Source organism: Acidimangrovimonas pyrenivorans (assembly GCF_042643245.1).
GTDB classification, from domain to species: Bacteria; Pseudomonadota; Alphaproteobacteria; order Rhodobacterales; family Rhodobacteraceae; genus Acidimangrovimonas; species Acidimangrovimonas pyrenivorans.
In genome coordinates this window covers 47187-72801 of sequence record NZ_JBHRSK010000016.1, presented here as the reverse complement: position 1 = coordinate 72801, position 25615 = coordinate 47187, and the positions used below count along the sequence as shown (strand labels likewise).

Below are 25615 nucleotides of genomic sequence, written 5' to 3'. Positions count from 1 at the left end.
CATGGCCGAAGCGGTATTCCGCACCGAGGAACTGTCGCGCCAATACGGCAGCGGCGCCGCCGCCGTCCACGCGCTGCGCGGCATCAGCGTCGAGATGATGGCGGGCGAGCTGACGGTGTTGCTGGGCCCCTCGGGCTCCGGCAAGTCGACCTTCCTCAACATCCTCGGCGGCCTCGACAAGGCGACAAGCGGCCGGGCCTGGTTCACCGATCACGAGCTGACGGCGATGAGTGACCGCGACCTCACCCGCTACCGGCGCGACCATGTCGGTTTCGTGTTCCAGTTCTACAACCTCGTTCCCAGCCTGACGGCGAAGGAGAACGTCGCCCTGGTGACCGAGATCGCCGCCAACCCGATGCCGCCGGAAGAGGCGCTGGAGCGGGTTGGCATGGGCCACCGGATCGACCATTTCCCGGCCGAGATGTCGGGCGGCGAGCAGCAGCGGGTCTCGGTCGCCCGCGCCATCGCCAAGCGGCCGCAGGTGCTGCTCTGCGACGAGCCGACCGGGGCGCTGGACAGCAAGACCGGGGTGCAGGTGCTGGCCGCGCTCGACCGGATCAACCGCGACCTGGGCACGACCACCGTCGTCATCACCCACAATGCCGGCATCCGGAAGATGGCGCATCGCGTCATCCGCTTCCAGGACGGCGCCCTGTCCGGCGTCGAGGAGAATGCCGAGCGGGTGCGGCCGGAAGAGCTGGAGTGGTAGATGCATGCGCTCGACCTGAAATTGCTGCGCGATGTCCGGCGGCTCTGGGCCCAGTCGCTGGCGATCGCGCTGGTGCTGGGCTGCGGGGTGATGACGCTGGTGCTGTTCCACGGCGTCGCGCGCTCGCTGACCGAGACCCGCAACGCCTATTACGAGCGCAACCGCTTCGCCGATGTCTTCGCCACGGCCACACGGGCGCCGGACAGCCTGCTGGAGCAGATCAACCACATCCCCGGCGTCGCCCGAAGCGAGGCGCGGGTGTCGGAATATGCCGTGCTCGATATCGCCGGGCTGGAGGAGCCGGCGATGGGTCACCTGTTGTCGCTGCCGCGTGGCGGCGGGGCGCCGGTCCTCAACGTGCCGGTGCTGACCTCGGGGCGCTGGCCCGCGCCCGACAAACCGGGCGAGGTGGTCGTCAACGCGCCCTTTGCCAAGGCCAACGGCTTCACCGCCGGCTCGACCTTCGAGGCGACGATCAACGGCCGCAAGCGGGTGCTGACCGTCACCGGCACGGTGCTGAGCCCCGAATTCATCTACACCATGCCGCCCGGCGGGATGATGCCGGACGACCGCCGCTTCGGCATCATCTGGATGTCGCGCGACGTGCTCGAGGCCGCCTACGGGCTGAACGACGCCTTCAACGACGTGACGCTGGGGCTGACCGTCACCGCCCGGCCGGAACGGGTGAAGGCGCGGCTCGACCAGTTGCTGGCGCCCTATGGCGGCACCGGGGCGACCGGGCGCGACCTGCAGATCTCGTGGATGTTCCTCGATTCCGAGCTCACCCAGCTCGACAGCATGGTGCGGATATTGCCGCCGATCTTCTTCGTCGTCGCCGCCTTTCTGGTGAACATGGTGCTCAGCCGGCTGATCCGGCTGGAGCGGGCGCAGATCGGGCTGCTCAAGGCGCTGGGCTATGGCGGTTACGAGGTCGCCTGGCATTACGTCAAGCTGGCGCTGGCGATCGGCGTGCTGGGGGTGCTGCTGGGCTGGGGCTTCGGGCTGTGGGCGGCGCATGGGCTGGCATCGCTCTACGCCCAGTTCTACCATTTCCCCTTCCTCGTCTTCGTCCAGCATCCCGACACCTACGTGATCTCGGCCGCCGGCGGGCTGGCCACCGCCGCCTTCGGCGCGGTGACGGCGGTGCGCGGGGTGTTGCGGTTGTCGCCCGCGGTGGCGATGGCGCCGCCGGTGCCGCCGCATTTCCGGCATAGCCCGATCGACCGTCTGATGGCCTGGGCCGGGGTGCGCCAGACCGCGATGATGGTGGTGCGTAGCCTGGCCCGCTGGCCGCTGCGCGCCGCGCTCACCAGCCTTGGCATCGGGTTGTCCTGCTCGGTGCTGGTCGCCTCGCTGTTCAGCTTCGATTCCATCGACCGGATGATCGAGAGCGCCTTCTACCTGTCCAATCGGCAAAGTGCGACGATCACCTTCGCCCAGGACCGGCCGCAATCGGCGGTCGACGATGTCGCGCGGCTGCCCGGGGTGATGCGGGCCGAGGGGGTGCTGAGCCTGCCGGTGCGGCTGAGCCACGGCGCCCGCAACCGGCTGATCTCGATCGAGGGCCACGCCCCGGGCGACGACCTGGCCCGCGTCGTCGACAGCCAAAGCGACAGGGTGGTGCTGCCCAGCCACGGGCTGGTGCTGACCGACCGGCTGGCCCGGCACCTGAACCTGCAGCTGGGCGACAAGGTCGATGTCGAGGTGATGACCGGCCGGCGCGGCCATTACGCGCTGCCCGTCACCGGGATCATTACCCAGCATTTCGGCCTCGGCGCCTATATGGATTACGCGGCGCTGAACCGGATGCTGGAACAGGCGCCGCAGGTCAGCGCCGTCAACGTGATGCTCGACGAGGACAAGCTGCCGGCGCTGTTCAAGGCGGTGAAGGAGACGCCGGGCATCGCCGCGATCTCGCTGCTGGCCCAGATCCGGCAGTCCTTCCGCGACACCGTCGCCGAGAGTATAGGGGTTCAGACTTTCATCTACACCCTGATGGGCGCCCTGATCGTGATCGGCGTCGTCTACAACGCCGCCCGCATCCAGCTGTCGGAGCGTGCGCGCGAGCTGGCCAGCCTGCGCATCCTCGGCTTCAGCCGGGCCGAGGTCTCGGCGGTGCTGCTGGGCGAGCTCGGCATTCTGACGCTGGTGGCGATTCCGCTCGGGCTCTATGGCGGCTACCTGTTCGCGCTGCTGATCACCTCGAGCTTTTCCTCGGACCTGTTCACCATGCCGCTGGTGATCGCCCGGGCGACCTATCTCAAGGCGACGGCGACGGTCGCCGTCTCGGCGCTGGTCTCGGCGCTGATCGTGCGGCGGCGGATCGACAGGCTCGATCTGGTGGCGGTAATGAAGACACGGGAGTGACCCATGGCAAAGCTGTTCAAACCCCTGATGATTGCCGGCGCCGTGGCCGTTGTCGCCGTCGGCGGCTGGCTGGCGCTGCGGCCGATCCCGGTGCCGGTCGACCTGGCCGAGGTGACGCAGGGGCCGATGGAGGTCACCGTCAATGCCGAGGGCGTCACCCGGATTCACAACCTCTACCACATTTCCAGCCCGGTCTCGGGCCTCGTCCTGCGTTCGCCGGTCGAGGTTGGCGATCCGGTGGTGGCGGGCAAGACGCTGGTGGCGGCGGTCGAGCCGGGCGAGCCGGCCTTCCTCGACGAACGTTCGCGGCTGCAGGCCGAGGCGGCGGTCAAGGAGGCGGCGGCGGCGCTGAAGCTGGCCGAGGCCAATATCGCCGCGGCACGAAGTGCGCTCGACTATTCCGAGGCCCAGATGGCGCGCTATCAGCGGCTCTACGACAACGGCAACCTGTCGGCGCAGGAATACCAGCGCCAGCGCGCCGATCTGGAGACGAAGAAGGCCCAGCTGGCCGCGGCCGAGGCCGAACGCGACCTGCGCCAGAGCACGCTGGAGCGCCAGCGCGCCACCCTGACCGGGCCGCAGGTGCCCGAGGCCGGCGATGACCTGACCGATTGCTGCATCCGGCTGACCGCGCCGGTGTCCGGGCAGGTGCTGTCGGTGGTCAATACCAGCCAGCGCATGGTCGCCGCCGGCGAGGCGCTGCTGACCGTGGGCGATCCCAAGGAGCTCGAGGTCTCTGTCGATCTGCTGTCCTCGGACGCGGTGCGGCTGAAAGCCGGCGCCACGGCCACGGTCGACCGCTGGGGCGGCGACGGGCTGCTGCAGGCGAAGCTGCGCGAGATCGAGCCCTCGGGCTTCACCAAGGTCTCGGCGCTGGGGATCGAGGAGCAGCGGGTCAAGGCGATCCTCGATTTCACCGGCCCGCCCGCCCGGCGCGCCGGACTGGGCAATGCCTATCGCGTCTATGTCCGGATCGTCGAATGGCAGGCGCCGGACGCGGTGCAGGTGCCGATCGGGGCGCTGTTCCGCGAGGGCGCCGACTGGGCGGTCTATGTCGACGGCAGCGGCGTGGCGCGGAAGCGGGTGATCAAGCTGGGCCGGCGCAACGACGAGGTGGCGCAGGTGCTGGACGGGTTGAAGCCGGGCGACGAGGTCATCACCCATCCCAGCGACCGCGTCGCCGAAGGGGTCCAGGTCACCCCGCGCTGAGCGCGTCCTCCAGGATCGCCTGGAGCTGCGGTGCGGTGAAGGCGATGGCGCTGCCCTTCATCGAGGACGAGCCGCGCGACTGCTCGGCGATGCTTCCGGTCGTCGCGGCCTCGACGCCGAGCGCCGCCAGCCCGGGCAGGCCGGCGCCATGGGCCCAGTCCCCCAGCCGGTCGAAGGCCTGTTCCGGGGCGCAACCGAGCGGGGCGGAGAGCCAGGCCGCCACCTCGCCCAGCCGCGCTGCGAGCACGCTGTCGGGGGCGGCGTGCGCGGCCAGTGCCCGCAGCACCGGCGCCAGCAGGGCGCCGCAGACCGCGCCATGGGCGGCGCCGGTCAACCCGCCGATGACGCCGGCGAAACCGTGCACGGCGCCGAGGCCGGAATTGGCCAGCGCCAGCCCGCCGGTCAGGCTGACATAGGCCATCGCGTCGCGCGCGCCCGGGTCTTCGCCCCGCTCCAGCCGCCGCAGCGCGGGCAGGGCCTGCGGGATCGCGGCCCGGGTCAGGGCGTCGGTCATCGGGGTGGCGCGGGCCGAGAGATAGGGCTCGATCACTTGGGTCAGCGCGTCGAGGCCGGAGGCCAGCGTGATGCGCCAGGGCAGCCCGTCGGTCAGGGCCGGGTCGATCAGGGCGACATCCGGCAGCATCCGGTCGTCGCGCAGGCTGACCTTGCGGCGATGCTCGGGCACGCCGATGACGGCGTTCTTGGTGACCTCGGCGCCGGTGCCGGCGGTGGTCGGAATGGCGACGAGGGGAAGAGGCGCGGCGGTCAGCGGCAGGCCCCGGCCCACCACTTCGAGATGGTCGAGCGGGTCGCCACCCGCGGCGGCCAGCGCCGCCACCGCCTTGCCGAGGTCGATCGCCGCGCCGCCACCGAGGGCGACGACCACGTCGGCGCCGGCCCGCCGGGCCATTTCGGTGGCCGATTCGAGCAGCGGCAGGCTGGGTTCCCCGGGACAGGCGATGGAGGTGCAGCGGGGCAGGGCGTGGCGCAGCCAGGCGGCGCGGGCGGCGTCGCTGCCGTGGACCAGCAGCGGCCGGCGTCCCAGCGCCGAGACGATGCCGGCCGCTTCGGTGGCGCGGCCGCGGCCGAACAGGATGCGTCCCGCCGCGGCGAAGCTGAAGGCGGGGAACTCGGTCATGGCGGGAAGGCTCAGGCGGCCTGGGTGGTGCGCGCCTCGGTCAGCACGGCGTAGAGCGTCGCCGGGTCGCCATTGGCGCGCAGCTTGGCGCAGACCCCGGCGTCGCGCATCGTGCGCGAGACCAGCGCCAGCGCCTTGAGATGCTCGACGCCCGAATCCTTGGGCGCGAACAGGGCGAAGACCAGGTCGACCGGCTGGCGATCGACCGAGTCGAAGTCGAGCGCCCGTTCGAGACGCAGGAAGACGCCGATGATCCGGTCGAGCCCTTCCAGGCGGGCATGGGGCAGGGCGATGCCATGGCCGACGCCGGTCGGGCCCAGGCTCTCGCGGTCCTGCAGCGCGTCGACCGCGTCGCTGGCCTCGATGCCGTAGATCGAGGCAGCAACCTCTCCCAGTTCCTGGAAGAGGCGCTTCTTGCTGGTCAAATCGCCGACGACCCTGACGGCCCCGGGCTCAAGAATGCTCGAAAGTTCCATTAGCCGTCTTTGTCCGGCGCCCTGTGCAGGCGCTTAGCCGTTGTTGCGCGGGTCGATCCAGCCGATATTGCCGTCTTCGCGGCGATACACGACGTTCACCCCGCTATGCTTCTCGTTCCGGAAGACCAGCAGCCGCGATTCGGAAAGCTCCATCTGCATCACTGCCTCGCCGACGGACAAAGAGGGAATCTTCGTCTCCATTTCGGCGATGATGATCGGTTGAAGCGTCTCGGGCTCGGTATCCTCCGATTCCTCGGATGCGGCGAGGATATAGGCCGAGCCGGCGCCGAATTCAACCGGTTCCGTCCGCCCCAGGTGGTGATCCTTGAGCCGGCGCTTGTAGCGCCGCAGCTGTTTGTCCAGCTTTTCGCGGCAGGCGTCGAAGGCGGCGTAGATCTCGACGGCATGGGCCTTGGCCGAGGCCGACAGGCCGGTCGAGAGATGGATCACGGCCTCGCAGACATATTCGTGCGCGTTGCGCGAAAACACCACGGTGGCATCGGTCGGCCGTTGCGAGTACTTGGCCACGACCTCGTCCAGTTCACTTTTAACGTGGGTCTGGAGCGCATCCCCGATGTCGATCTGTTTTCCGCTGATTTGATAGCGCATGTTTCCTCCTGCGAATCTTTCGGACGAAAGCTCCTGCAACGTGCAAGGCGATGGCCCGGGTAAATCAGTTGTCGCCTTCGTCGGCTGCCCGACTCATCGCGCGTCGGGACTTACCTCGCGCCTGCGGCGTTTGAAAGAGGGGGGTATTCCCATGCATGACCGGTATTTGGCGACACATCGCCGCGTGATGTCAACTCCGTCGGCATGGAGACGGTCGCAAATCGCCGCATCCGAGAGCGGCCGCTCGGGCCTCTCGCGGCCGATCATCCGGCGGATGGCGCGCTTGACGGCAAAGCTGGAAACGTCCCGGCCGTCGCTGCCATGCAGGGCCGAGGGGAAGAACAGGGACAACGGATAGAGCAGCCCGTCGATGGCGAGCGCCTTGCCCGCCACCGCCCGGCCCAGGGTCGAGGGGTGCAGGCCCAGCTCCCCGGCCAGGCGACGGCGGCTGAGCGGCGTCAGGTGATCGGGGCCATGGAGGAAGAAATCGCGCTGGTCCTGCACCAGCCGGCTACCGATTCGCAGCAGGGCCGTGCCGCGATTGCGCAGCGCGCGGATCAGCGCCTCGGCCCGGCCTCGCGCCTCGGCGGTGCGCGGATCGGCCGGGTCGGCCTTGGCCAGCCAGTCGGAATCGAGCGTCAACTCGGGCGCGGCCTCGGGCGACAAGTGCACCGAAAGCGTCCCGTCCGGCGCGCGGCTGACGGTGAGATCGGGCACGGCCGGGGCGGGAGCGGCGGCCAGCGGCTGCGGCGTCAGTCCGCGCAGCTTGGCGGCGAGGGCCCGGATCTCGTCGGTGCTCTGGCCCAGTTCCCGGGCCAGCGCCGGCCAATCCTCGCGCGCGAAGAGTTCGAGCCGTGCCACGACCTGGGCCGCGAGAGGGGGGGCGACGTCGCGATCGGCCAGCTGCAGCGCCAGGCATTCGGCCAGGTCGCGGGCGCCGATCCCGGCCGGGCCGCAGCCTTGCAGCGCCCGCAGCCCCGCGGCCACGGTGTCGACGGGCAGGCCGGTCTGGTGCGCCGCGGCCTCGAGCGTCGTCGCCAGGTAACCGTCCGGACGCAGCGCGCCGGCCAGGTGCAGCGCGGCCCGGCGCACCGCTGCGGCAAGCGGCCGGGTGTTCAGCGCGCGGCGCAGATCGGCCGCCACCGCGCCGCCATCCGTGAGCGTCCGGCCCTCCGGCGCCGGTCGATAGGTGGCCGGCGCGGCGGGCGGGGGCCGGTACTGCAGCGCGGGATTGGCGGCGGCGGCCCCGGCCAGTTCGCGCTGCAGCGCAGCGGCGGGCAGGCGCAGCAGGTGGGAACTGCGTCGCAGGGCCGATGGGGCCGTTGCGGCGGGCACGCCATCGGAGGGCCGCGACGCCGTCTCCGACCCGGTCTCAGGAGATGCGGAAGGTCTGGCCCAGATAGACCCGACGGACGTTTTCATCGCGCACAACCTCGTCGGCGGTGCCGCTCATGAGCACCTTGCCGTCATGGAGGATATAAGCGCGATCAACGATTTCCAGCGTCTCACGGACGTTGTGATCGGTGATCAAGACCCCGATACCGCGTTGCTTGAGATCGTGAACGAGATGGCGGATTTCGCCCACCGCGATCGGGTCGACCCCGGCGAAGGGCTCGTCGAGCAGCAGGTATTTCGGATCGGCGGCGAGGCAACGGGCGATCTCGACCCGGCGCCGCTCGCCGCCCGAAAGCGACAGGGCCGGGGCACGGCGCAGATGGGTGATCGAGAACTCGCTCAGCAGCTCTTCCAGCCGCTCGCGCCGCTTGTGCCGATCCTCGACCGCGACCTCGAGGATGGCGAGGATGTTATCCTCGACCGACAGGCCGCGGAAGATCGAGACCTCCTGCGGCAGGTAGCCGATGCCCATCCGCGCCCGGCGATACATCGGCAGCAGGGTGACATCGCGGCCGTCGATCATCACCTGGCCGCCCTCGGGGGTGATCAGCCCGGCGATGGCGTAGAAACAGGTGGTCTTGCCCGAGCCGTTGGGGCCGAGCAGGGCGACGACCTCGCCCCGGCCCAGATCCATGCTGACGTCACGGATCACCAGCCGGCGGCGATAGCTCTTGCGCAGGTTGGTGACATGCAGGCCCTGAGAGCCGGTGGTGACCGTCAGCTCGGGCGCGCTCATGGCTTGGTGCCGCCGCTTTGCAGGATGGTCTTGACCCGACCCTGCATCGTGCCGGTGCCGGTTTTCAGATCGACCACCAGCTTTTCGCCCGACAGCGCGTTCTGGCCCTGGGTCAGGACGACATTGCCGGTCATCACCACGGTGCCGCTGTCGATGGTATAGACCGCCTCGCGCGATTCGGCGGCTTCGGCGGCACCGGTCACCAGGGTGACGCCACCGGTGGCGTGCAGGCGCGAGATCTTGCCGGTCGCGTCGCTGCCCTTGGCGGCGTATTCGACCAGCACCTTGGAAGCGGTCATCCGCATCTGGCCCTGACCGACGACGACATGGCCGGAAAAGGTGGCCTGACCGTCGGCCTGGCGGATCTGGAGCTGGTCGGCGGTGACCTCGACCGGCAGGCTGGTATCCTGCTTCAGCCCGGAAAAGGCGATCTGCGCCCCCTGGGCCGGGGCCTCGGTCCCGGCCAGCCCGCCGGCCAGCGCGGCGATCAGCCCCAGAGCTAGCGCCAGCGCGCGCGGACGGATGGAATTTGTCATAATCATACCCTTAATCCCGCGGCTGATATACCAGCTTCACCCCATCTTTGAAAACCAGAACATAGCCGCCCGGTTCCGCCGTGGTGCCGGGCTCCTGACGCAGGTGCATCGCGCCGGCATCCAGCGTGCCCAGCGGCCCGCTGGCCCGGACCGGGCCGTCGCTTTGCACGTCGGTTTTTCCCAGCGCCCCGGTCAGCTTGGCGGCGTCGATCGTGTAGCCGGTCGAGCTGATCACCTTGACGCCGCCTTCCAGCACCATCTTTCCCGCCGTCGGGTCGACGGCGCCGTCTCCGGCGGTGATGTCGGTGCGGGCGCCGTCGGGCGTGTCCAGCCGGGCGTGGAGGCCGGTGGCGCTGGCGCCGTTGTCGGCGTCGGGTTTCGCGGTCCGGGCGCTCAGGGTGACGGCGGTGCCGTCGCTGGTGACGCCGGCATAGTTGGGCCCGGTGATCCGCGGTTCGCGCGCCAGTTCCTTGACGTCGACGCGGGCGAAGGGAATGGCGCGACTGGGGTCGATGGTGCGCGAGAACAGGAACAGCGTCGACAGGATCGCCAGCGCCGCCAGCGGCAGCAGGATCTTCAGCCAGGCCACCAGCCGGGAATGGGCGTTGTCGAAGCGGGCCACTAGACCACCCCGGCCCTCAGGCAATCATGGATATGCAGCAGGCCGACGACCCGGCGGCTTTCGGCCGGGTCGACGACGAAAAGACAGGTGATCTTGCGGGTATTCATCACGGCCACCGCCTGTTCGGCCAGCGCCTCGGGGCCGATGGTGCGCGGGTCGGGCGTCATCACCTGATCCGCGGTCAGCCCGAGCAGGCCATCCATGTGACGGCGCAGGTCGCCGTCGGTTACGATGCCTTTCAGATAGGTATCGCCCTCGGTCACGCCAACCACGCCGAAGCCTTTCTGGCTCATCACCAGCAGGGCGTCGCTCATCGGCGTGCCCGCGGCCACCAGCGGCAGCTCGGCCAGCGGGTGCATCAGGTCGCCGACCTTGGCCAGCCTGGCGCCCAGCTTGCCGCCGGGGTGGAACTGGCGGAAATGCTCGGGCGTGAACGCGCGGTGCTCCATCAGCGCGATCGCCAGCGCGTCGCCCAGGGCCAGCGTCATCGTCGTCGAGGTGGTCGGCACGATGCCCGAGCCGCAGGCCTCGGGCGCGGCGGGCAGGGTGATGGCGACGTCGGACTGGCGCAGCAGGGTCGACTCGGGACGGCTGGCGACCCCGATCAGCGGGATGCCGAAGCGGCGGGTATGGGCGATGATGTCGGCCAGCTCCGCCGTCTCGCCCGAGTTCGACAGCACCAGCGCCACATCGCCCTCGGTCACCATGCCCAGGTCGCCATGGCTGGCCTCGGCCGGGTGGACGAAATGCGCCGGCGTGCCGGTCGAGGCCAGCGTCGCGGCGATCTTGCGGCCGACATGGCCCGACTTGCCCATGCCTGAGACGATCACCCGCCCCGGCGCCTTCAGGATCAGCTCGATCGCGCCGGCAAAGCCGCCATCCAGCTCCTCGGCCAGCAGCTCCAGCGCCTCGGCCTCGGCGCGGATCACCCGGCGGGCGGTGGCGAGGAATTTGTCCGAGCCGGTCATCGCGCCGGGCTCAGTGCGCGAAGATGTCGTAATCGCCGCCGACCATCAGGTCGAAGGCGGCGCGGGTCGGCAGGTAGTCGAAACAGGACTGGGCAAGCTCGGTCCGGCCTTCGCGCGCCAGCCGCTCGTCGAGGACGACTTTCAGCTTGTGCAGGTAAAGCACGTCCGAGGCGGCGTATTCCTCCTGCGCCGCGGTCAGTTCCGGCGCGCCCCAGTCCGAGCTTTGCTGCTGCTTCGAGATGTCGACGCCGAGCAGTTCCTGCAGCAGGTATTTCAGCCCGTGCCGGTCGGTGAAGGTGCGGATCAGTTTCGAGGCGATCTTGGTGCAGTAGACCGGCGCAGTGACCACGCCGAAGGTCTTTTGCAGCGCCGCGATGTCGAAGCGGGCGAAGTGGAACAGCTTGAGGACCTTCGGGTCGGCCAGCAGCCGTTCGAGATTCGGCGCGCTGGTCTGGCCCTGGGTGATCTGCACCAGATGGGCGTTGCCGTCGCCCGCCGACAGCTGCACCAGGCAGAGCCGGTCGCGATGCGGCATCAGCCCCATGGTTTCGGTGTCGATCGCCACGACGGGGCCGAGGTTGAGCCCGTCGGGAAGATCGTTCTGGTACAGGGTAATCGCCACGTCCAATCTCCGTCTCTCTCGTGGAGGGAGCTTGGTGCCCAGGAGAGGACTCGAACCTCCACACCTTGCGGTACAGGTACCTGAAACCTGCGCGTCTACCAATTCCGCCACCTGGGCCGGTGTCGTGAAGGGCGATTTATATAGGCGCGCGCGGAGTGTCAACGGGGTGTGACAGAAATTCGTGCGGCAATTTCCTGTCACCGCATTGGCGCTTGTTCCCGCGGACGCGCGAAGCTATTGAGACGCAAGCGGCAGGCCGGGCTGGGCCCGGCATTTGCGTGCAGGCACCAGAGGTTCGGAGGCTCCTAAATGTCCAAGCTGGTCACGATCTACGGCGGGTCCGGTTTCGTCGGGCGTTACATCGCGCGGCGGATGGCGAAGGAAGGCTGGCGCGTGCGCGTCGCCGTGCGCCGCCCCAACGAGGCGCTTTTCGTCAAGCCCTATGGCGCGGTCGGCCAGGTCGAGCCGGTGCTGTGCAACATCCGCGACGACGAATCGGTGCGCGCGGCAATGGCCGGGGCGGATGCGGTGGTGAACTGCGTCGGCATCCTGGTCGAAAGCGGCCGCAACAGCTTCGACGCCGTCCAGGCCGAAGGCGCCGGCCGCGTCGCCCGCCTCGCCGCCGAGGAAGGCGTCGGCCAGCTGGTGCATGTCTCGGCGATCGGCGCCGACGCGAAATCCAACAGTGCCTATGCCCGGACCAAGGCCAGGGGCGAGGAGGCCGTGCTGGCCGCCTTCCCGAATGCCGTGATCCTGCGGCCGTCGGCGCTGTTCGGGCCGGAAGACCAGTTCTTCAACCGTTTCGCCAGCCTGTCGCGCCTGGGGCCGTTCCTGACGCTGGTCGGCGGCAACACGAAATTCCAGCCGGTCTATGTCGACGATGTCGCCCGCGCCGCCGTCGCCGGCGCGACCGGTGCCGCCGCGCCGGGTATCTACGAGCTGGGCGGGCCCGAGGCGCTGACCCTGCGCGAGATGGTCACCGGTATGCTCAAGATGATCCGCCGCCGCCGCATCGTGGTGAACCTGCCGTTCTGGCTGGGCTCGGTGATCGGCGGCGCCTTCGACCTGCTGCAGACGCTGACCGGCGGGCTGGTGACCAACCGGGTGCTGACCCGTGACCAGGTGCGCAACCTGGCTCACGATAACGTGGTCGGAGAGGGCGTGAAAACCCTTGCCGATCTGGGTATTGAGGCGACACCGTTCGAGGCGGTCGTGCCGGAATACCTGTGGCGGTTCCGCCCCTCCGGGCAATACGACGCGATCAAGGAATCGGCGCGCAACCTGCGCAAGGCATAAATCAAGGGGCACGACGCCTCGGTAGATGAACTGAGGGGGCGGTGTCGCTTGACCTATCTGCATGACGTATGGCTCGGTGTGATCGAGGGGATCACCGAGTTTCTGCCGATTTCCAGCACCGGGCACCTGCTGCTGGCCGAACATTGGCTGGGCGCCCGGTCGGAAACCTACAATATCGTGATCCAGGCCGGGGCGATCCTGGCGGTGACGCTGATCTACTGGCGCCGGATCGTCGAATTGCTGGCCAACTGGCGCCAGCCCGAGAACCGCGACTACCTGGTCAAGCTGACCGTTGCCTTCGGCATCACCGCGGTGCTGGGGCTGATCGTCAAGAAGCTGGGCTTCGAGTTGCCGACGACGATCCAGCCGGTCGCCTGGGCGCTGGTGATCGGCGGCTTCTGGATGATCGCGGCCGAAAGCTACGCCGCCAGGCTGAAGGATTCGAGCGTCATCACCCTCAAGGTCGCCATCGCGGTCGGGTTGGCGCAGATCGTCGCCGGGATCTTCCCCGGCACCTCGCGCTCGGCCTCGACGATCTTCATCGCCATGATCCTGGGCACCTCGAACCGGGCCGCGGCGACCGAGTTCGCCTTCCTCGTCGGCATCCCGACGATGTATGCCGCCAGCGGCTACGAATTGCTCAAGCAGGCGATGCACGGCGGCGGGCACGAGAACTGGACCTCGCTGGGCATCGCCTTCGTGGTCTCGACCGTCACCGCCTTCATCGCGGTGAAATGGCTGCTGGGGTTCATCCAGACCCACCGCTTCACCTCCTTCGCGATCTACCGGATCGTCTTTGGCGGGCTGTTGCTGGTGCTGTCGGCAGCGGGAATCGTCGGCTGAGGTCGGGGCGAATCAGCCCTGAAGCGGGGCGTCCGGGCGCGCGTATGAAGGGGTTGAAAGTAGATAGGGAAAATATACTGACCTAATTTTGGCAAAATGTCGCAAGGATTTAGGCTCGTGGTCGGCGAAAAGCATAAATTAGGTCAATAGTACTGACTTTTATTTAATTTCCCCCCGCTATACTAAGGCGCACCCGAAACCCAGTTCCCAGGGAGGCGCCGCCATGGCCACGCAACGTATGCTCCAGTTCGTCACCGTGGCGAGGGAGATGCCGGAGAAACGCCCGGCCGATCTGCGCGCGCAGGATTTCCACGAGATCTATCGTGAATTCGCCGACGCCAAGGCGACCGAGCAGGCCAGCCGCTGCAGCCAATGCGGCGTGCCTTTCTGCCAATCGCATTGCCCGCTGCACAACAACATCCCCGACTGGCTGCGCCTGACCGCCGAGGGCCGGCTGCAGGAAGCCTATGAGCTGAGCCAGGCGACCAACACCTTCCCCGAGATCTGCGGCCGGATCTGCCCGCAGGACCGCCTCTGCGAAGGCAATTGCGTCATCGAGCAGTCGGGCCACGGCACCGTCACTATCGGCTCGGTCGAGAAATACCTGACCGACACCGCCTGGGAGCAGGGCTGGGTCCAGCCGATCAAGCCGGCCGCCGACCGCTCCGAGAGCGTCGCCATCATCGGCGCCGGGCCGGGCGGGCTTGCCGCCGCCGACATGTTGCGCCGCCAGGGCGTGCAGGTGACCGTCTATGACCGCCACGACCGCGCCGGCGGGCTGCTGACCTACGGCATTCCCGGCTTCAAGCTGGAGAAGGATGTCGTCATGCAGCGCATCGACCAGCTGGAAGAGGCCGGGGTGCAATTCGTGCTCAACTGCGATGTCGGCACCGACATCAGCTTCGACGCGATTCGCGGCAAGCATGACGCGATCCTGATCGCCACCGGCGTCTACAAGGCGCGCGAGCTGCGGATGCCGGGCGTCGGCGTGCCGGGCATCGTCAAGGCGCTCGACTACCTCACCACCTCGAACCGGCAGAGCTTCGGCGACGAGGTCGAGGCTTTCGAGTCGGGCGAGCTGAACGCCGCCGGCAAGCGCGTCGTCGTCATCGGCGGCGGCGACACGGCGATGGACTGCGTTCGCACCGCGATCCGCCAGGGCGCGACCAGCGTCAAATGTCTCTATCGCCGCGACCGGGCCAACATGCCCGGCTCGCAGCGCGAGGTGGCGAATGCCGAGGAGGAAGGTGTCGAATTCGTCTGGCTGAGCGCGCCGAAGGGCTTCACCGGCAACCCGGTCGAGGGCGTGATGGTGCAGAAGATGCGGCTGGGCGCGCCGGATGCCTCGGGCCGCCAGAGCCCTGAGGTGATCGAGGGCGCGGATTACGTCGAAGAGGCCGACCTCGTCGTCATGGCGCTGGGCTTCGAGCCGGAAGACCTGCCCGAAGGCTGGGAAGCGCCGGACCTGGAAGTGACCCGCTGGGGCACGGTGAAGGCCGATTTCCGCAGCCAAGCCACCAGCATCCCCGGCGTCTTCGCTGCCGGCGACATCGTCCGCGGCGCCAGCCTCGTGGTCTGGGCGATCCGCGACGGGCGCGAGGCGGCGGAGGCGATCCTCGACTACCTGGCCCAGCCGAGCGCGGTGGCGGCCGAGTGACAGGGCCGGGACTGACCCGGATTCAGCTGCGTTAGAGCCTTTTTTGGCGGTGACAACCGGCTTGGGCGGAAAGGACGGAACGACATGACGGACCTTTCGATCACGGCGAGAGCGGGGCTGCTGGGCGGCCTGATCGCGGGCGCGCTGGCGCTGCCCGCGCTGGCCGGCACCTTCGTCGCGCCGCGCGGCTGCACCGCCTTCCTGACCGTGCAGCAGCATGGCTGCGTCGTCTCGAACCACTACCGCTGCGACCAGGACCAGCCGGGCGACCAGTGGCGTGCCGATTTCAACGCCAACGGCCCCTATTTCGTCAGCCGCATCGACCGCGAGACGCAATGGGTGGAAAGCTACGACCTGTCGACCCGCGAACGCGAGGTGCTGCAGGCCGGTGCCGCCGATCCGGCCTCGTTCACCGATCTGCTGGCCAAGGGCTACGACGCCTACGATTTCTCGACCGTCTCGGACAGCGGCAAGTTGCGCCACTTCACCGGTCATGACCGGCTGACCGGCGAGACCGAGGTCGTCGACGGCGTGACGCTGAAGCAGACCGAGTTCGAGATCACCGCGCGGGCCGAAGACGGCAAGATGCTGTGGCGGTCCTCGGGCCATGAATACGTCCAGCCCGAGCTGCGCCTGTTCCTGTCGGGCAAGGGCGACTGGGAAGACGAGAGCGGCACCAGCCGGTTCGACAATACCCCGGTGCGGATTCTCAAGCCGGGCGATACCGGCTTCGGCGCCACGACGCCGATCTTCGACTGCAACACGGTGATGTCGTCCCTGAGGCTGCCCGGCGGCGGGGAGGCGCAATGAGTTTCACACCGAATTCAGGCCGGACCGCCCCGCCAAGGCGCGCGCCGACCGGCACCTGGTGACGCGGTAGCACCGCGTCGAGACATTCAGCCTGCCGAACGGCAGCCAAGAGACAGATCGCCCGGACCCCCGGGCCCCTTCGGAAAGGGAGAGCGACGATGACCAAATACGATGACGCCTGGGTTGCCGCCGAGGAAGCCAAGCGCGCCCTCATGGCCGAACAGGGCCTCTATCGCCCCGATGACGAGCACGCCTCCTGCGGTGTCGGCCTCGTCGTCTCGCTTTCCGGCACGCCCAGCCGCGAGGTGGTCCAGAACGGCATCGACGCGCTCAAGGCGGTCTGGCACCGCGGCGCCGTCGACGCCGACGGCAAGACCGGCGACGGCGCCGGTATCCACCTGCAGATCCCGGCGCCCTTCTTCTACGACCAGATCCGCCGCACCGGGCACGAGCCCGACATGCACAAGCTGGTCGCCGTCGGCCAGGTCTTCCTGCCGCGCACCGATTTCGGCGCCCAGGAGCGTTGCCGCACCATCGTCGAAAGCGAAGTGCTGCGCATGGGCCATTACATCTACGGCTGGCGCCACGTGCCGGTGAACATCGACGTGCTGGGCGAGAAGGCCAACGCGACCCGGCCCGAGATCGAGCAGATCCTGATCCGCTGCGAGAAGGACATCGACCAGGAAACCTTCGAGCGCGAGCTCTACATCATCCGCCGCCGGATCGAGAAGGCGGTCGCCGCGGCGCAGATCGCCGGGCTCTACCTGTGCTCGCTGTCCTGCCGCTCGGTGATCTACAAGGGCATGATGCTGGCCGAGCAGGTGGCCGAGTTCTATCCCGACCTGATGGACGAGCGGTTCCAGTCCGCCTTCGCCATCTACCACCAGCGTTATTCGACCAACACCTTCCCGCAATGGTGGCTGGCCCAGCCGTTCCGGATGCTGGCCCATAACGGCGAGATCAACACGCTGAAGGGCAACGTCAACTGGATGAAGAGCCACGAGATCCGGATGGCGTCCACCTCGTTCGGCGAATGGGCCGAGGACATCAAGCCGATCGTGCCGACCGGGTCCTCCGACTCGGCGGCGCTGGACGCGGTGTTCGAGGTCATGGTGCGGGCCGGCCGCTCGGCGCCGATGGCCAAGACGATGCTGGTGCCCGAGGCCTGGTCTAAGACCACCGGCGAGATGCCGAAGGCGTGGCAGGACATGTATGCCTATTGCAACGCGGTGATGGAGCCGTGGGACGGCCCGGCCGCGCTGGCGATGACCGACGGGCGCTGGGTCTGCGCCGGGCTCGACCGCAACGGCCTGCGGCCGATGCGCTATGTCGTCACCGGCAACGACCTGCTGATCGCCGGTTCCGAGGCCGGCATGGTGCCGGTCGACGAGACCACGGTGCGCGAGAAGGGCGCGCTGGGGCCGGGCCAGCTGATCGCGGTCGACATGGCCGAGGGCAAGCTGTTCCACGACGAGGAGATGAAGGACCGCCTGGCCCGGTCGCAGCCCTATGCCGACTGGATCGAGAAGGTCACCGACCTGAACGCGATGCTGCGCGACGTGCCCGAGAAGCCGATGTTCGAGGGCGCCGAGCTGCGCCGCCGCCAGATCGCCGCCGGCTATTCGCTGGAAGAGCTCGAGCAGGTGCTGGCGCCGATGGCCGAGGACGGCAAGGAGATGATCGCCTCGATGGGCGACGACACCCCGGCCGCGGTGCTGTCCAAGCAGTACCGGCCGCTGAGCCACTTCTTCCGCCAGAACTTCAGCCAGGTCACCAACCCGCCGATCGACAGCCTGCGCGAAAGCCGGGTGATGAGCCTGAAGACCCGCTTCGGCAACCTCAAGAACGTGCTCGACGAGGACAGCAGCCAGACCGAGATCCTGGTGCTGGAAAGCCCGTTCATCGCCAATGCCGAGTTCGACGTGATGTTCGAGCAGTTCGCCGGCAGCGTCGCGATCATCGACTGCACCTTCTCCGACGGCGGCGAGCATGACGCGCTGCGGCTGGGGCTGCAGCGGATCCGCAACGAGGCCGAGGACGCGGTGCGTTCGGGCGCGGCCCATATCGTGCTGACCGACCAGAACCAGGGCCCGGACAAGGTGCCGATGCCGATGATCCTGGCGACCAGCGCGGTGCATAGCTGGCTGACCCGCAAGGGGCTGCGCACCTTCACCTCGCTCAACGTCCGCTCGGCCGAGTGCATCGACCCGCATTACTTCGCGGTGCTGATCGGCTGCGGCGCGACCACCGTCAACGCCTACCTGGCGCAGGACAGCATTGCCGACCGCATCCGCCGCGGGCTGATCGAGGGCAGCCTCGAGGACGCGATGCGGCGCTACCGCGACGCGATCGACGCCGGGCTGCTCAAGATCATGTCGAAGATGGGCATCTCGATCATCTCGTCCTATCGCGGCGGGCTGAACTTCGAGGCCGTCGGCCTGTCGCGCGCCATGGTCGCCGAATATTTCCCCGGCATGCATTCCCGGATCTCGGGCATCGGCATCCACGGTATCCAGCACAAGCTGGAGGAAATCCACGCCAAGGGCTGGAAGGGCAATACCGACGTGCTGCCGATCGGCGGCTTCTACAAGGCACGGCGCTCGGGCGAGAAGCACGCCTGGGAAGCGCAGACGATGCACATGCTGCAATCGGCCTGCGACCGGGCCAGCTATGACCTGTGGAAGCAGTATAGCGCGGCGATGCGGGCCAACCCGCCGATCCACCTGCGCGATCTGCTCGACATCAAGCCGCTGGGCCGGCCGGTGCCGATCGAGGAGGTCGAATCGATCACCTCGATCCGCAAGCGGTTCGTCACCCCCGGCATGTCGCTCGGCGCGCTGTCGCCCGAGGCGCACAAGACGCTGAACGTGGCGATGAACCGAATCGGTGCCAAGTCCGATTCGGGCGAGGGCGGCGAGGATCCGGCGCATTTCCTGCCCGAGCCGAATGGCGACAACCCCTCGGCCAAGATCAAGCAGGTGGCCTCGGGCCGCTTCGGCGTCACCGCCGAGTACCTCAATGCCTGCGAGGAGCTGGAGATCAAGGTCGCCCAGGGCGCCAAGCCCGGCGAGGGCGGCCAGCTGCCCGGCATGAAGGTGACCGCGCTGATTGCCCGGCTGCGGCACTCGACCCCCGGCGTGACCCTGATCTCGCCGCCGCCGCACCACGACATCTACTCGATCGAGGACCTGGCGCAGCTGATCTACGATCTCAAGCAGATCAACCCCAGGGCTAAGGTGACGGTCAAGCTGGTGGCCAGCTCGGGCGTCGGCACCATCGCCGCCGGGGTGGCCAAGGCCAAGGCCGACGTGATCCTCGTTTCGGGCCATAACGGCGGCACCGGCGCCTCGCCGGCGACCTCGGTGAAATTCGCCGGTCTGCCGTGGGAAATGGGCCTGACCGAGGCCCACCAGGTGCTGGCGATGAACAACCTGCGCGAGCGGGTGACGCTGCGCACCGATGGCGGCCTGCGCACCGGGCGCGACATCATCATCGCCGCGATGATGGGGGCCGAGGAATATGGCATCGGCACCGCCGCGCTGATCGCGATGGGCTGCATCATGGTCCGGCAATGCCAGTCGAACACCTGCCCGGTCGGCGTCTGCACCCAGAAGGAAGAGCTGCGCGCCAAGTTCACCGGGACGGCCGACAAGGTGGTCAACCTGATCACCTTCTACGCCCAGGAAGTGCGCGAGATCATGGCCTCGATCGGGGCGCGGTCGCTGGACGAGATCATCGGTCGCGCCGACCTGCTGACCCAGGTCAGCCGCGGTGCCGCCCATCTCGACGACCTCGATCTCAACCCGCTGCTGATCACCGTCGATGGCGCCTCCAAGATCCGCTACGACCGGTCGAAGCCGCGCAACGCGGTGCCGGACACGCTCGATGCCGAGATCATCCGCGACGGCGCGCGCTTCTTCGAGGATGGCGAGAAGATGCAGCTGTCCTATGCCGTGCGGAACACCCACCGCACCATCGGCACCCGGGCCAGCAGCCATATCGTGCGCAAGTTCGGCATGCGCAACAGCCTCCAGCCCGACCACCTGACGGTGAAGCTGTCGGGGTCCTGCGGCCAGTCGCTGGGCGCCTTCGCGGCGCCGGGTCTCAAGCTCGAGGTTTCGGGCGACGCCAACGACTATGTCGGCAAGGGCCTGTCGGGCGGGTTGATCGTGGTGCGGCCGCCGATGGCCTCGCCGCTGACGGCCTCGGAGAACACAATCATCGGCAATACAGTGCTTTACGGCGCGACCGATGGCTATCTGTTCGCCGCCGGCCGGGCCGGCGAGCGCTTCGCGGTGCGGAACTCGGGCGCCCGTGTGGTGATCGAGGGCTGCGGCACCAATGGCTGCGAATACATGACCGGCGGGGTCGCGGTGATCCTCGGTTCGATCGGGGCCAATTTCGGCGCCGGGATGACCGGCGGCATGGCCTATCTCTACGATCCCGAAGGCGTGGCCGAGGAGATGATGAACCTCGACACGCTGGTCACCTGCGCCGTCGGCCATCCGCACTGGGAGGCCGAGCTGAAGGGGCTGATCGAGCGCCATGCGCGCGAGACCGGCAGCCGCAAGGCGCAGAAGTTGCTGGCCAACTGGGCCGACGAGCGGGCGAACTTCCTGCAGGTCTGCCCCAAGGAGATGCTGGCGCATCTGCCGCAGCCGCTGAGCAGCGACGCCGAGGCGATGCCGGCCGAATAAGGCCGACAGGATTGCGGCAGAGAAGAAAGGGCCGGAGCTTCCCCAAGCTCCGGCCCTTCTAGCGTACATCGCTGTCCGTGAGTGGCGTGCAGCGATCTCTTTGCGCCGGGCTCAGTTGCCGGCGCTCACTTCCTCTCGTTCGAAGCGTTGCTCGCGCGGCTCGCGCGGCGGCCGGCCGATCACCTCGCGCAGCTCGTCGAGCTCGATGAAGTTGTCGGCCTGGCGACGCAGCTCGTCGGCGATCATCGGCGGCTGGCTGCGGATTGTTGACACAACGGAAACACGCACGCCCTGGCGCTGCAGACTTTCCACCAATGGGCGAAAATCGCCATCGCCCGAGAACAGCACGATGTGATCGACCCGCGGTGCCAGTTCCATGGCGTCGACCGTCAGTTCGATATCCATGTTGCCCTTGACCTTCCGGCGGCCCTGGCTGTCGGTGTATTCCTTCGCCGGCTTGGTGACCATGGTGAAGCCGTTGTAGTGCAGCCAGTCAACCAGCGGGCGAATCGGCGAGTAGTCGTCGTTCTCGAGCAGGGCCGTGTAGTAGAACGCACGCAGAAGCTTGCCGCGGCGCATGAACTCCTGTCTGAGCAGCTTGTAGTCGATGTCGAACCCGAGCGCCTTGGCCGCAGCGTAGAGGTTGGACCCATCGATAAACAGTGCCAGACGATCATCCTTGTAAAACATGAGTCGTCCTTCCGAAATTTATTACCGGCAATCGCTTTCCGTGAGTGGGTAACTTGTATACTGAAATGCGAAACCGGATTGGCGAGAAAATAGGCGAAAACCCCCCTCGCGCAAGAAGGTGTATACGAAAGTGTTGCACAAAAATGCTGAATGGCCAGATCTTTCTTGTCGCACTCGGCGGAAACCTGCCCTCCCGGGTGGGATCGCCCGAGGCGACAATTCGCGCCGCGATTCAAAGGCTTTCCGGCGCAGGTGTGGTTATCGAGCAGGTGAGTCGGTATTTCGACACAGCCTGTTTCCCGGCCGGTGCCGGTCCCGATTATGTGAATGCCGCGTTACGGCTGCGCGCGGAAATGTCGCCTGCCGCGATGCTTCAACGGCTGCATGAAGTCGAGGCGGAATTCGCTCGGGCCCGTGACCAGCGTTGGGGAATGCGGACCCTCGATCTCGACCTGATCGCCGTCGGCGCAACCGTCCTCCCCGATGCCGAAACCCAGCAGGCCTGGCGCGACCTGCCGCCGGAGGAACAGGTCGCGCGCGCGCCCGGGCAGCTTATCCTGCCGCATCCGCGGATGCAGGACCGCGCCTTCGTCCTGGTGCCGCTGGCCGAGGTCGCGCCGCCGGACTGGCGCCACCCGCTGCTGGGGCTGACGGTGGCCGAGATGCTGGCCGCACTACCGCAGGACGAGCGCGCCGCGGTCCGCCCGAGGCCGGAGTCGCAGGGCTGACCAGCCGCGCGCCGAGCCGGTCGCTGGGGGCCGGCGGGAGGGCCCGAGGGCCCAGAAAAAACAGGGCCACGACCGCGCGCGGGGCCGGATTCAACGCTTGTCAAGGGGCGATGGAGGCCTTACATAGGCCGCTCCACGCCCCAAACCCGAATTGGAGTTGCCCATGGCCCGCGTGACGGTCGAAGATTGCGTTGACAAGGTTCCGAACCGGTTCGAGCTGGTGATGCTGGCCGCGCATCGTGCGCGCGAGATCGCCGCGGGCGGGCCGCTGACGGTCGAGCGCGACAACGACAAGAACCCGGTCGTGAGCCTGCGCGAGATCGCCGAGGAGACCCAGTCGGCCGAATCGCTGCGCGAGCGGATGATCGAGAGCTACCAGACCCAGATCGAGGTCGACGAGCCCGAAGAGGATTCGATGGCGCTGCTGATGAGCGGCGAATCCGACAAGCCCGACCAGGACGACATGTCGGAAGAGAAGCTGCTGCGGGCGCTGATGCAGGCCCAGGGCCAGGGCTGAGGCGCCACCAGCGCCCGAACGGGATGCGGCCGGGATGATCGACGTCGAAGACCTGATCGCGCTGGTCCGCAACTACAACCCGCATACCGATGCCGACCTGATCCGCAGGGCCTATGCCTACGGGCAGGAGATGCACGAGGGCCAGTTCCGCCAGTCGGGCGAGCCCTATTTCACCCATCCGGTCGCGGTGGCGGCGATCCTGACCGAGCAGCGGCTCGACGACGCCAGCATCGCCACCGCGCTCTTGCACGACACGATCGAGGACACCAAGTCGACCTATTCCGAGGTCGCGCGGCTGTTCGGCGAGCAGATCGCCGAGCTGGTCGACGGCGTCACCAAGCTGACCAACCTGCAGCTGTCCTCCTCCGAGGCGAAGCAGGCCGAGAACTTCCGCAAGCTCCTGATTGCGATGTCGCGCGACCTGCGGGTGATTCTGGTCAAGCTGGCCGACCGTCTGCACAACATGCGCACCATCAAGTCGATGCGGCCCGAGAAGCAGGCCCAGAAGGCGCGCGAGACGATGGACATCTTCGCCCCGCTGGCCGGCCGCATGGGCATGCAGTGGATGCGCGAGGAACTGGAAGACCTGTCCTTCCGGGTGCTCAACCCCGAGGGCCGCAGCTCGATCATCCGGCGCTTCATCACGCTGCAGAAGGAAACCGGCGACGTGGTCCACAAGATCACCGCCGACATCCGGCTGGAACTGGACAAGGCCGGGATCGAGGCCGATGTCTACGGCCGCGCCAAGAAGCCCTACTCGATCTGGCGCAAGATGCAGGAGAAGGACCTCGCCTTCTCGCGCCTGTCCGACATCTACGGTTTCCGCGTCATCACCCATAACGAGGCCGACTGCTACCGCGTGCTGGGGGTGATCCACCAGCGTTGGCGGGCGGTGCCGGGCCGGTTCAAGGACTACATCAGCCAGCCGAAATCGAACGGCTACCGCTCGATCCACACCACGGTGTCGGGCCGCGATGGCAAGCGGGTCGAGGTCCAGATCCGCACCCGCCAGATGCACGAGGTCGCCGAGGCCGGCGTTGCCGCGCACTGGTCCTATCGCGACGGGGTGCGGGCCCAGAACCCCTTTGCCGTCGATCCGGCCCGCTGGATCACAACCATGACCGAGCGGTTCGACAACGGCGAGGATCACAGCGAGTTCCTCGAGAACGTCAAGCTCGAGATGTATACCGACCAGGTGTTCTGCTTCACGCCCAAGGGCGACGTGGTGCAGCTGCCCAAGGGGGCGACGCCGCTCGATTACGCCTATGCGATCCACACCCGGATCGGCAATTCCTGCGTCTCGGCCAAGGTCGACGGCATCCGGGTGCCGCTGTGGACCCGGCTCAAGAACGGCCAGTCGGTCGAGATCATCACCGCCGAGGGCCAGCGCCCGCAGGCGACCTGGATCGACATCGTCGTCACCGGCCGGGCCAAGTCGGCGATCCGGCGGTCCTTGCGCGAAGAGGACAAGGGCCGCTTCGTCAAGCTGGGACAGGAGCTGGCCCGCGTCGCCTTCGAGCATGTCGGCAAGAAGGCCACCGACAAGGCGCTGCGCACCGCCGCCAAGACACTGGGCCTGCCGGATTCGACCGAGTTGCTGGCCCGGCTGGGCAGCGCCGAGCTGTCGGCGGGCAAGGTGGTCGAGGCGCTCTACCCCGAGCTGGCCTCGATCGCGCCGGCCGAGGAGGTCGACGCCCGCCGCCCGGTCGTCGGCCTGTCGCCGGGCCAGACCTATCGCCGCGCCAATTGCTGCCAGCCGGTCCCGGGCGAGCGCATCGTCGGCATCACCTATCGCGGCCAGGGCGTCATCGTCCACGCCATCGACTGCCCGGCGCTGGCCGAGTTCGAGGAACAGCCCAGCCGCTGGGTCGACCTGCACTGGACCGCCGGCCGCCACCCGGCGGTGCATACCGTCAGCTTCAATGTCACGATCAGCAACGACGCCGGGGTCCTGGGCCACATTTGCACCTTGATCGGCGAGCAGAAGGCCAATATCTCGGACCTGCACTTCGTCGACAGGAAGCCCGATTTCTATCGCCTGATCATCGAGGTGGACCTGCGCGATGTCGAGCATCTGCACAACGTCATGACGGCGCTCGAGGCGGAAAGCGACGTGGCGCAGCTTGAACGTTACAGGGATCTCAGCCGCAAGCCCTGACGGCCCGGCTGACCCCGCATTTCGCGCCGGCCGCCAGGCCGGCCTTCGGGACCGGGGGAACGGTCGGGTGGTATTCAAGAGGCGCAGCAAGCGGTCCTGGGCGCAGGCGATCGGCCATGCGATCTATCCTCGGGGTGGCTGGATTCGCGCCGTCTCCTACATCATCCACCGCCTGCGCCGGCTGCCCGACAAGCCGCACCGCATCGCCCGCGGCATCGCCGCCGGCATCGTCGTCTCCTTCACCCCGTTCTTCGGTTTCCATTTCGTCATCGCCGTCTGCCTGGCCTGGCTGATGCGCGGCAACATGGTGGCGGCGTTGCTGGCCACCTTCGTCGGCAACCCGCTGACCTTCCCGCTGATCATGACCGTCTCGGTCGAGCTCGGCAGTCGCATCCTGCACCTGCCCGGCGGGATGCCGTTGCACAGCATCGTCGACGCCTTCGCCGGTGCCTCGGTCGAGCTGTGGGACAACCTGCTTGCCCTGTTCACGGCCGAGGCGCCGCATTGGGACAACCTGATCCGCTTTTTCCACCGCGTCTTCTGGCCCTATTTCATCGGCGGGCTGGGGCCGGGGATCGTGGCGGCGCTGGCCGGCTACTATCTCAGCCTGCCGGTGATCGGCGCCTATCAGAAGCGGCGCCAGAAGAAGCTGATGGAGCGGGTCGAGAAGCAGCGCGAGATCAAGGCCGCGCTGGCCGCCGAGGCCGAGGCGCAGGCGGCGGCCCGGATCGCCCCCGCGCCGCTGGCCAAGCCCGCCGCCGGGACCGCGACTACGACCGGGGTCGCCGCCTCCAGCGGGCGGAAACCGGGCGAAAGCGCCGGCTGACGGCTT

Annotated in this window: 22 protein-coding genes and 1 tRNA gene; 12 read left to right on the top strand and 11 right to left on the bottom strand. The window is 68.0% G+C overall.

Going from position 1 to position 25615, the window contains the following annotated elements; all coding sequences use genetic code 11:
- Window position 1: 1 nt before the first annotated feature.
- The 3 genes from ACFOES_RS17710 to ACFOES_RS17700 are packed head-to-tail and all read left to right on the top strand — an operon-like array spanning window position 2 to window position 4285.
- Complete coding sequence (locus ACFOES_RS17710) at window positions 2-709, top strand: ABC transporter ATP-binding protein (protein WP_377834697.1); 708 nt, start codon at window positions 2-4, stop codon at window positions 707-709.
- Window positions 710-3076, top strand: coding sequence for an ABC transporter permease (locus ACFOES_RS17705; RefSeq protein WP_377834696.1), 2367 nt, complete (start codon window positions 710-712; stop codon window positions 3074-3076).
- 3 nt (window positions 3077-3079) lie between these two features.
- Entirely contained in the window at window positions 3080-4285 is a 1206-nt protein-coding gene (locus tag ACFOES_RS17700) for an efflux RND transporter periplasmic adaptor subunit (protein WP_377834695.1), read from the top strand.
- Here ACFOES_RS17700 and ACFOES_RS17695 read toward each other — a convergent pair.
- The 10 genes from ACFOES_RS17695 to ACFOES_RS17650 all read right to left on the bottom strand — a co-directional run bounded on the left by ACFOES_RS17695 (window position 4272) and on the right by ACFOES_RS17650 (window position 11504).
- Window positions 4272-5423 carry an iron-containing alcohol dehydrogenase gene (locus ACFOES_RS17695; protein ID WP_377834694.1) on the bottom strand — a complete coding sequence of 384 codons (1152 nt, stop codon included), beginning with the start codon at window positions 5421-5423 and terminating at the stop codon, window positions 4272-4274. The genes ACFOES_RS17700 and ACFOES_RS17695 overlap by 14 nt on opposite strands.
- An 11-nt stretch (window positions 5424-5434) precedes the next feature.
- Entirely contained in the window at window positions 5435-5899 is a 465-nt protein-coding gene (locus tag ACFOES_RS17690; protein WP_377834693.1) for a PTS sugar transporter subunit IIA, read from the bottom strand.
- A gap of 33 nt (window positions 5900-5932) precedes the next feature.
- Window positions 5933-6508: a ribosome hibernation-promoting factor, HPF/YfiA family gene (gene hpf, locus ACFOES_RS17685; protein WP_377834692.1), complete on the bottom strand. Its 576-nt coding sequence runs from the start codon at window positions 6506-6508 to the stop codon at window positions 5933-5935.
- Window positions 6509-6601: 93 nt separating this feature from the next.
- Window positions 6602-7843, bottom strand: a complete 1242-nt coding sequence (locus ACFOES_RS17680; RefSeq protein ID WP_377834691.1) for an RNA polymerase factor sigma-54 — start codon at window positions 7841-7843, stop codon at window positions 6602-6604.
- A gap of 37 nt (window positions 7844-7880) precedes the next feature.
- Window positions 7881-8639 (bottom strand): LPS export ABC transporter ATP-binding protein, encoded by a 759-nt coding sequence (lptB, locus tag ACFOES_RS17675; protein WP_377834690.1) that lies wholly within the window; start codon window positions 8637-8639, stop codon window positions 7881-7883.
- The gene (lptA, locus tag ACFOES_RS17670) at window positions 8636-9175 is read right to left on the bottom strand and encodes a lipopolysaccharide transport periplasmic protein LptA (protein WP_377834689.1); all 540 of its coding nucleotides are present in this window, start codon (window positions 9173-9175) and stop codon (window positions 8636-8638) included. Before lptA ends, lptB begins: the two co-directional genes overlap by 4 nt.
- A gap of 10 nt (window positions 9176-9185) precedes the next feature.
- Window positions 9186-9797 carry an LPS export ABC transporter periplasmic protein LptC gene (gene lptC / locus ACFOES_RS17665; RefSeq protein ID WP_377834688.1) on the bottom strand — a complete coding sequence of 204 codons (612 nt, stop codon included), beginning with the start codon at window positions 9795-9797 and terminating at the stop codon, window positions 9186-9188.
- A complete protein-coding gene (locus ACFOES_RS17660; RefSeq protein ID WP_377834687.1) occupies window positions 9797-10765 on the bottom strand; it encodes a KpsF/GutQ family sugar-phosphate isomerase in 969 nt (322 codons plus the stop codon). The genes lptC and ACFOES_RS17660 overlap by 1 nt, the downstream gene beginning before the upstream one ends.
- Before the next feature lie 10 nt (window positions 10766-10775).
- The gene (locus ACFOES_RS17655) at window positions 10776-11387 is read right to left on the bottom strand and encodes a ribonuclease D (RefSeq protein ID WP_377834686.1); all 612 of its coding nucleotides are present in this window, start codon (window positions 11385-11387) and stop codon (window positions 10776-10778) included.
- 32 nt (window positions 11388-11419) lie between these two features.
- Window positions 11420-11504: transfer RNA gene (locus ACFOES_RS17650), tRNA-Leu, on the bottom strand.
- A 192-nt stretch (window positions 11505-11696) separates the two neighbouring features.
- Between ACFOES_RS17650 and ACFOES_RS17645 the strand changes: the two genes are divergently transcribed.
- From ACFOES_RS17645 to gltB, 5 genes are all read left to right on the top strand, one after another.
- Complete coding sequence (locus tag ACFOES_RS17645) at window positions 11697-12683, top strand: complex I NDUFA9 subunit family protein (RefSeq protein ID WP_377834685.1); 987 nt, start codon at window positions 11697-11699, stop codon at window positions 12681-12683.
- A 48-nt stretch (window positions 12684-12731) separates the two neighbouring features.
- Window positions 12732-13526: an undecaprenyl-diphosphate phosphatase gene (locus ACFOES_RS17640; protein ID WP_377834684.1), complete on the top strand. Its 795-nt coding sequence runs from the start codon at window positions 12732-12734 to the stop codon at window positions 13524-13526.
- Between the two features lie 223 nt (window positions 13527-13749).
- Window positions 13750-15183, top strand: a complete 1434-nt coding sequence (locus ACFOES_RS17635) for an NAD(P)-dependent oxidoreductase (RefSeq protein ID WP_377834683.1) — start codon at window positions 13750-13752, stop codon at window positions 15181-15183.
- Between the two features lie 84 nt (window positions 15184-15267).
- Window positions 15268-15993: a hypothetical protein gene (locus tag ACFOES_RS17630; protein WP_377834682.1), complete on the top strand. Its 726-nt coding sequence runs from the start codon at window positions 15268-15270 to the stop codon at window positions 15991-15993.
- Between the two features lie 158 nt (window positions 15994-16151).
- Window positions 16152-20690 carry a glutamate synthase large subunit gene (gene gltB / locus ACFOES_RS17625; RefSeq protein ID WP_377834681.1) on the top strand — a complete coding sequence of 1513 codons (4539 nt, stop codon included), beginning with the start codon at window positions 16152-16154 and terminating at the stop codon, window positions 20688-20690.
- A gap of 111 nt (window positions 20691-20801) precedes the next feature.
- On the opposite strand, the gene ACFOES_RS17620 is transcribed toward gltB, so the two are convergent.
- Window positions 20802-21380: a LabA-like NYN domain-containing protein gene (locus tag ACFOES_RS17620; RefSeq protein WP_377834680.1), complete on the bottom strand. Its 579-nt coding sequence runs from the start codon at window positions 21378-21380 to the stop codon at window positions 20802-20804.
- A gap of 143 nt (window positions 21381-21523) precedes the next feature.
- Here ACFOES_RS17620 and folK point away from each other — a divergent pair, with 143 nt between their 5' ends.
- From folK to ACFOES_RS17600, 4 genes are all read left to right on the top strand, one after another.
- Window positions 21524-22108: a 2-amino-4-hydroxy-6-hydroxymethyldihydropteridine diphosphokinase gene (folK, locus tag ACFOES_RS17615; protein ID WP_377834679.1), complete on the top strand. Its 585-nt coding sequence runs from the start codon at window positions 21524-21526 to the stop codon at window positions 22106-22108.
- A gap of 163 nt (window positions 22109-22271) precedes the next feature.
- Window positions 22272-22625 (top strand): DNA-directed RNA polymerase subunit omega, encoded by a 354-nt coding sequence (gene rpoZ / locus ACFOES_RS17610; RefSeq protein ID WP_377834678.1) that lies wholly within the window; start codon window positions 22272-22274, stop codon window positions 22623-22625.
- Between the two features lie 34 nt (window positions 22626-22659).
- Entirely contained in the window at window positions 22660-24783 is a 2124-nt protein-coding gene (locus ACFOES_RS17605) for a RelA/SpoT family protein (protein WP_377834677.1), read from the top strand.
- A 67-nt stretch (window positions 24784-24850) separates the two neighbouring features.
- Window positions 24851-25609, top strand: a complete 759-nt coding sequence (locus tag ACFOES_RS17600) for a DUF2062 domain-containing protein (RefSeq protein WP_377834676.1) — start codon at window positions 24851-24853, stop codon at window positions 25607-25609.
- Window positions 25610-25615: the final 6 nt, after the last annotated feature.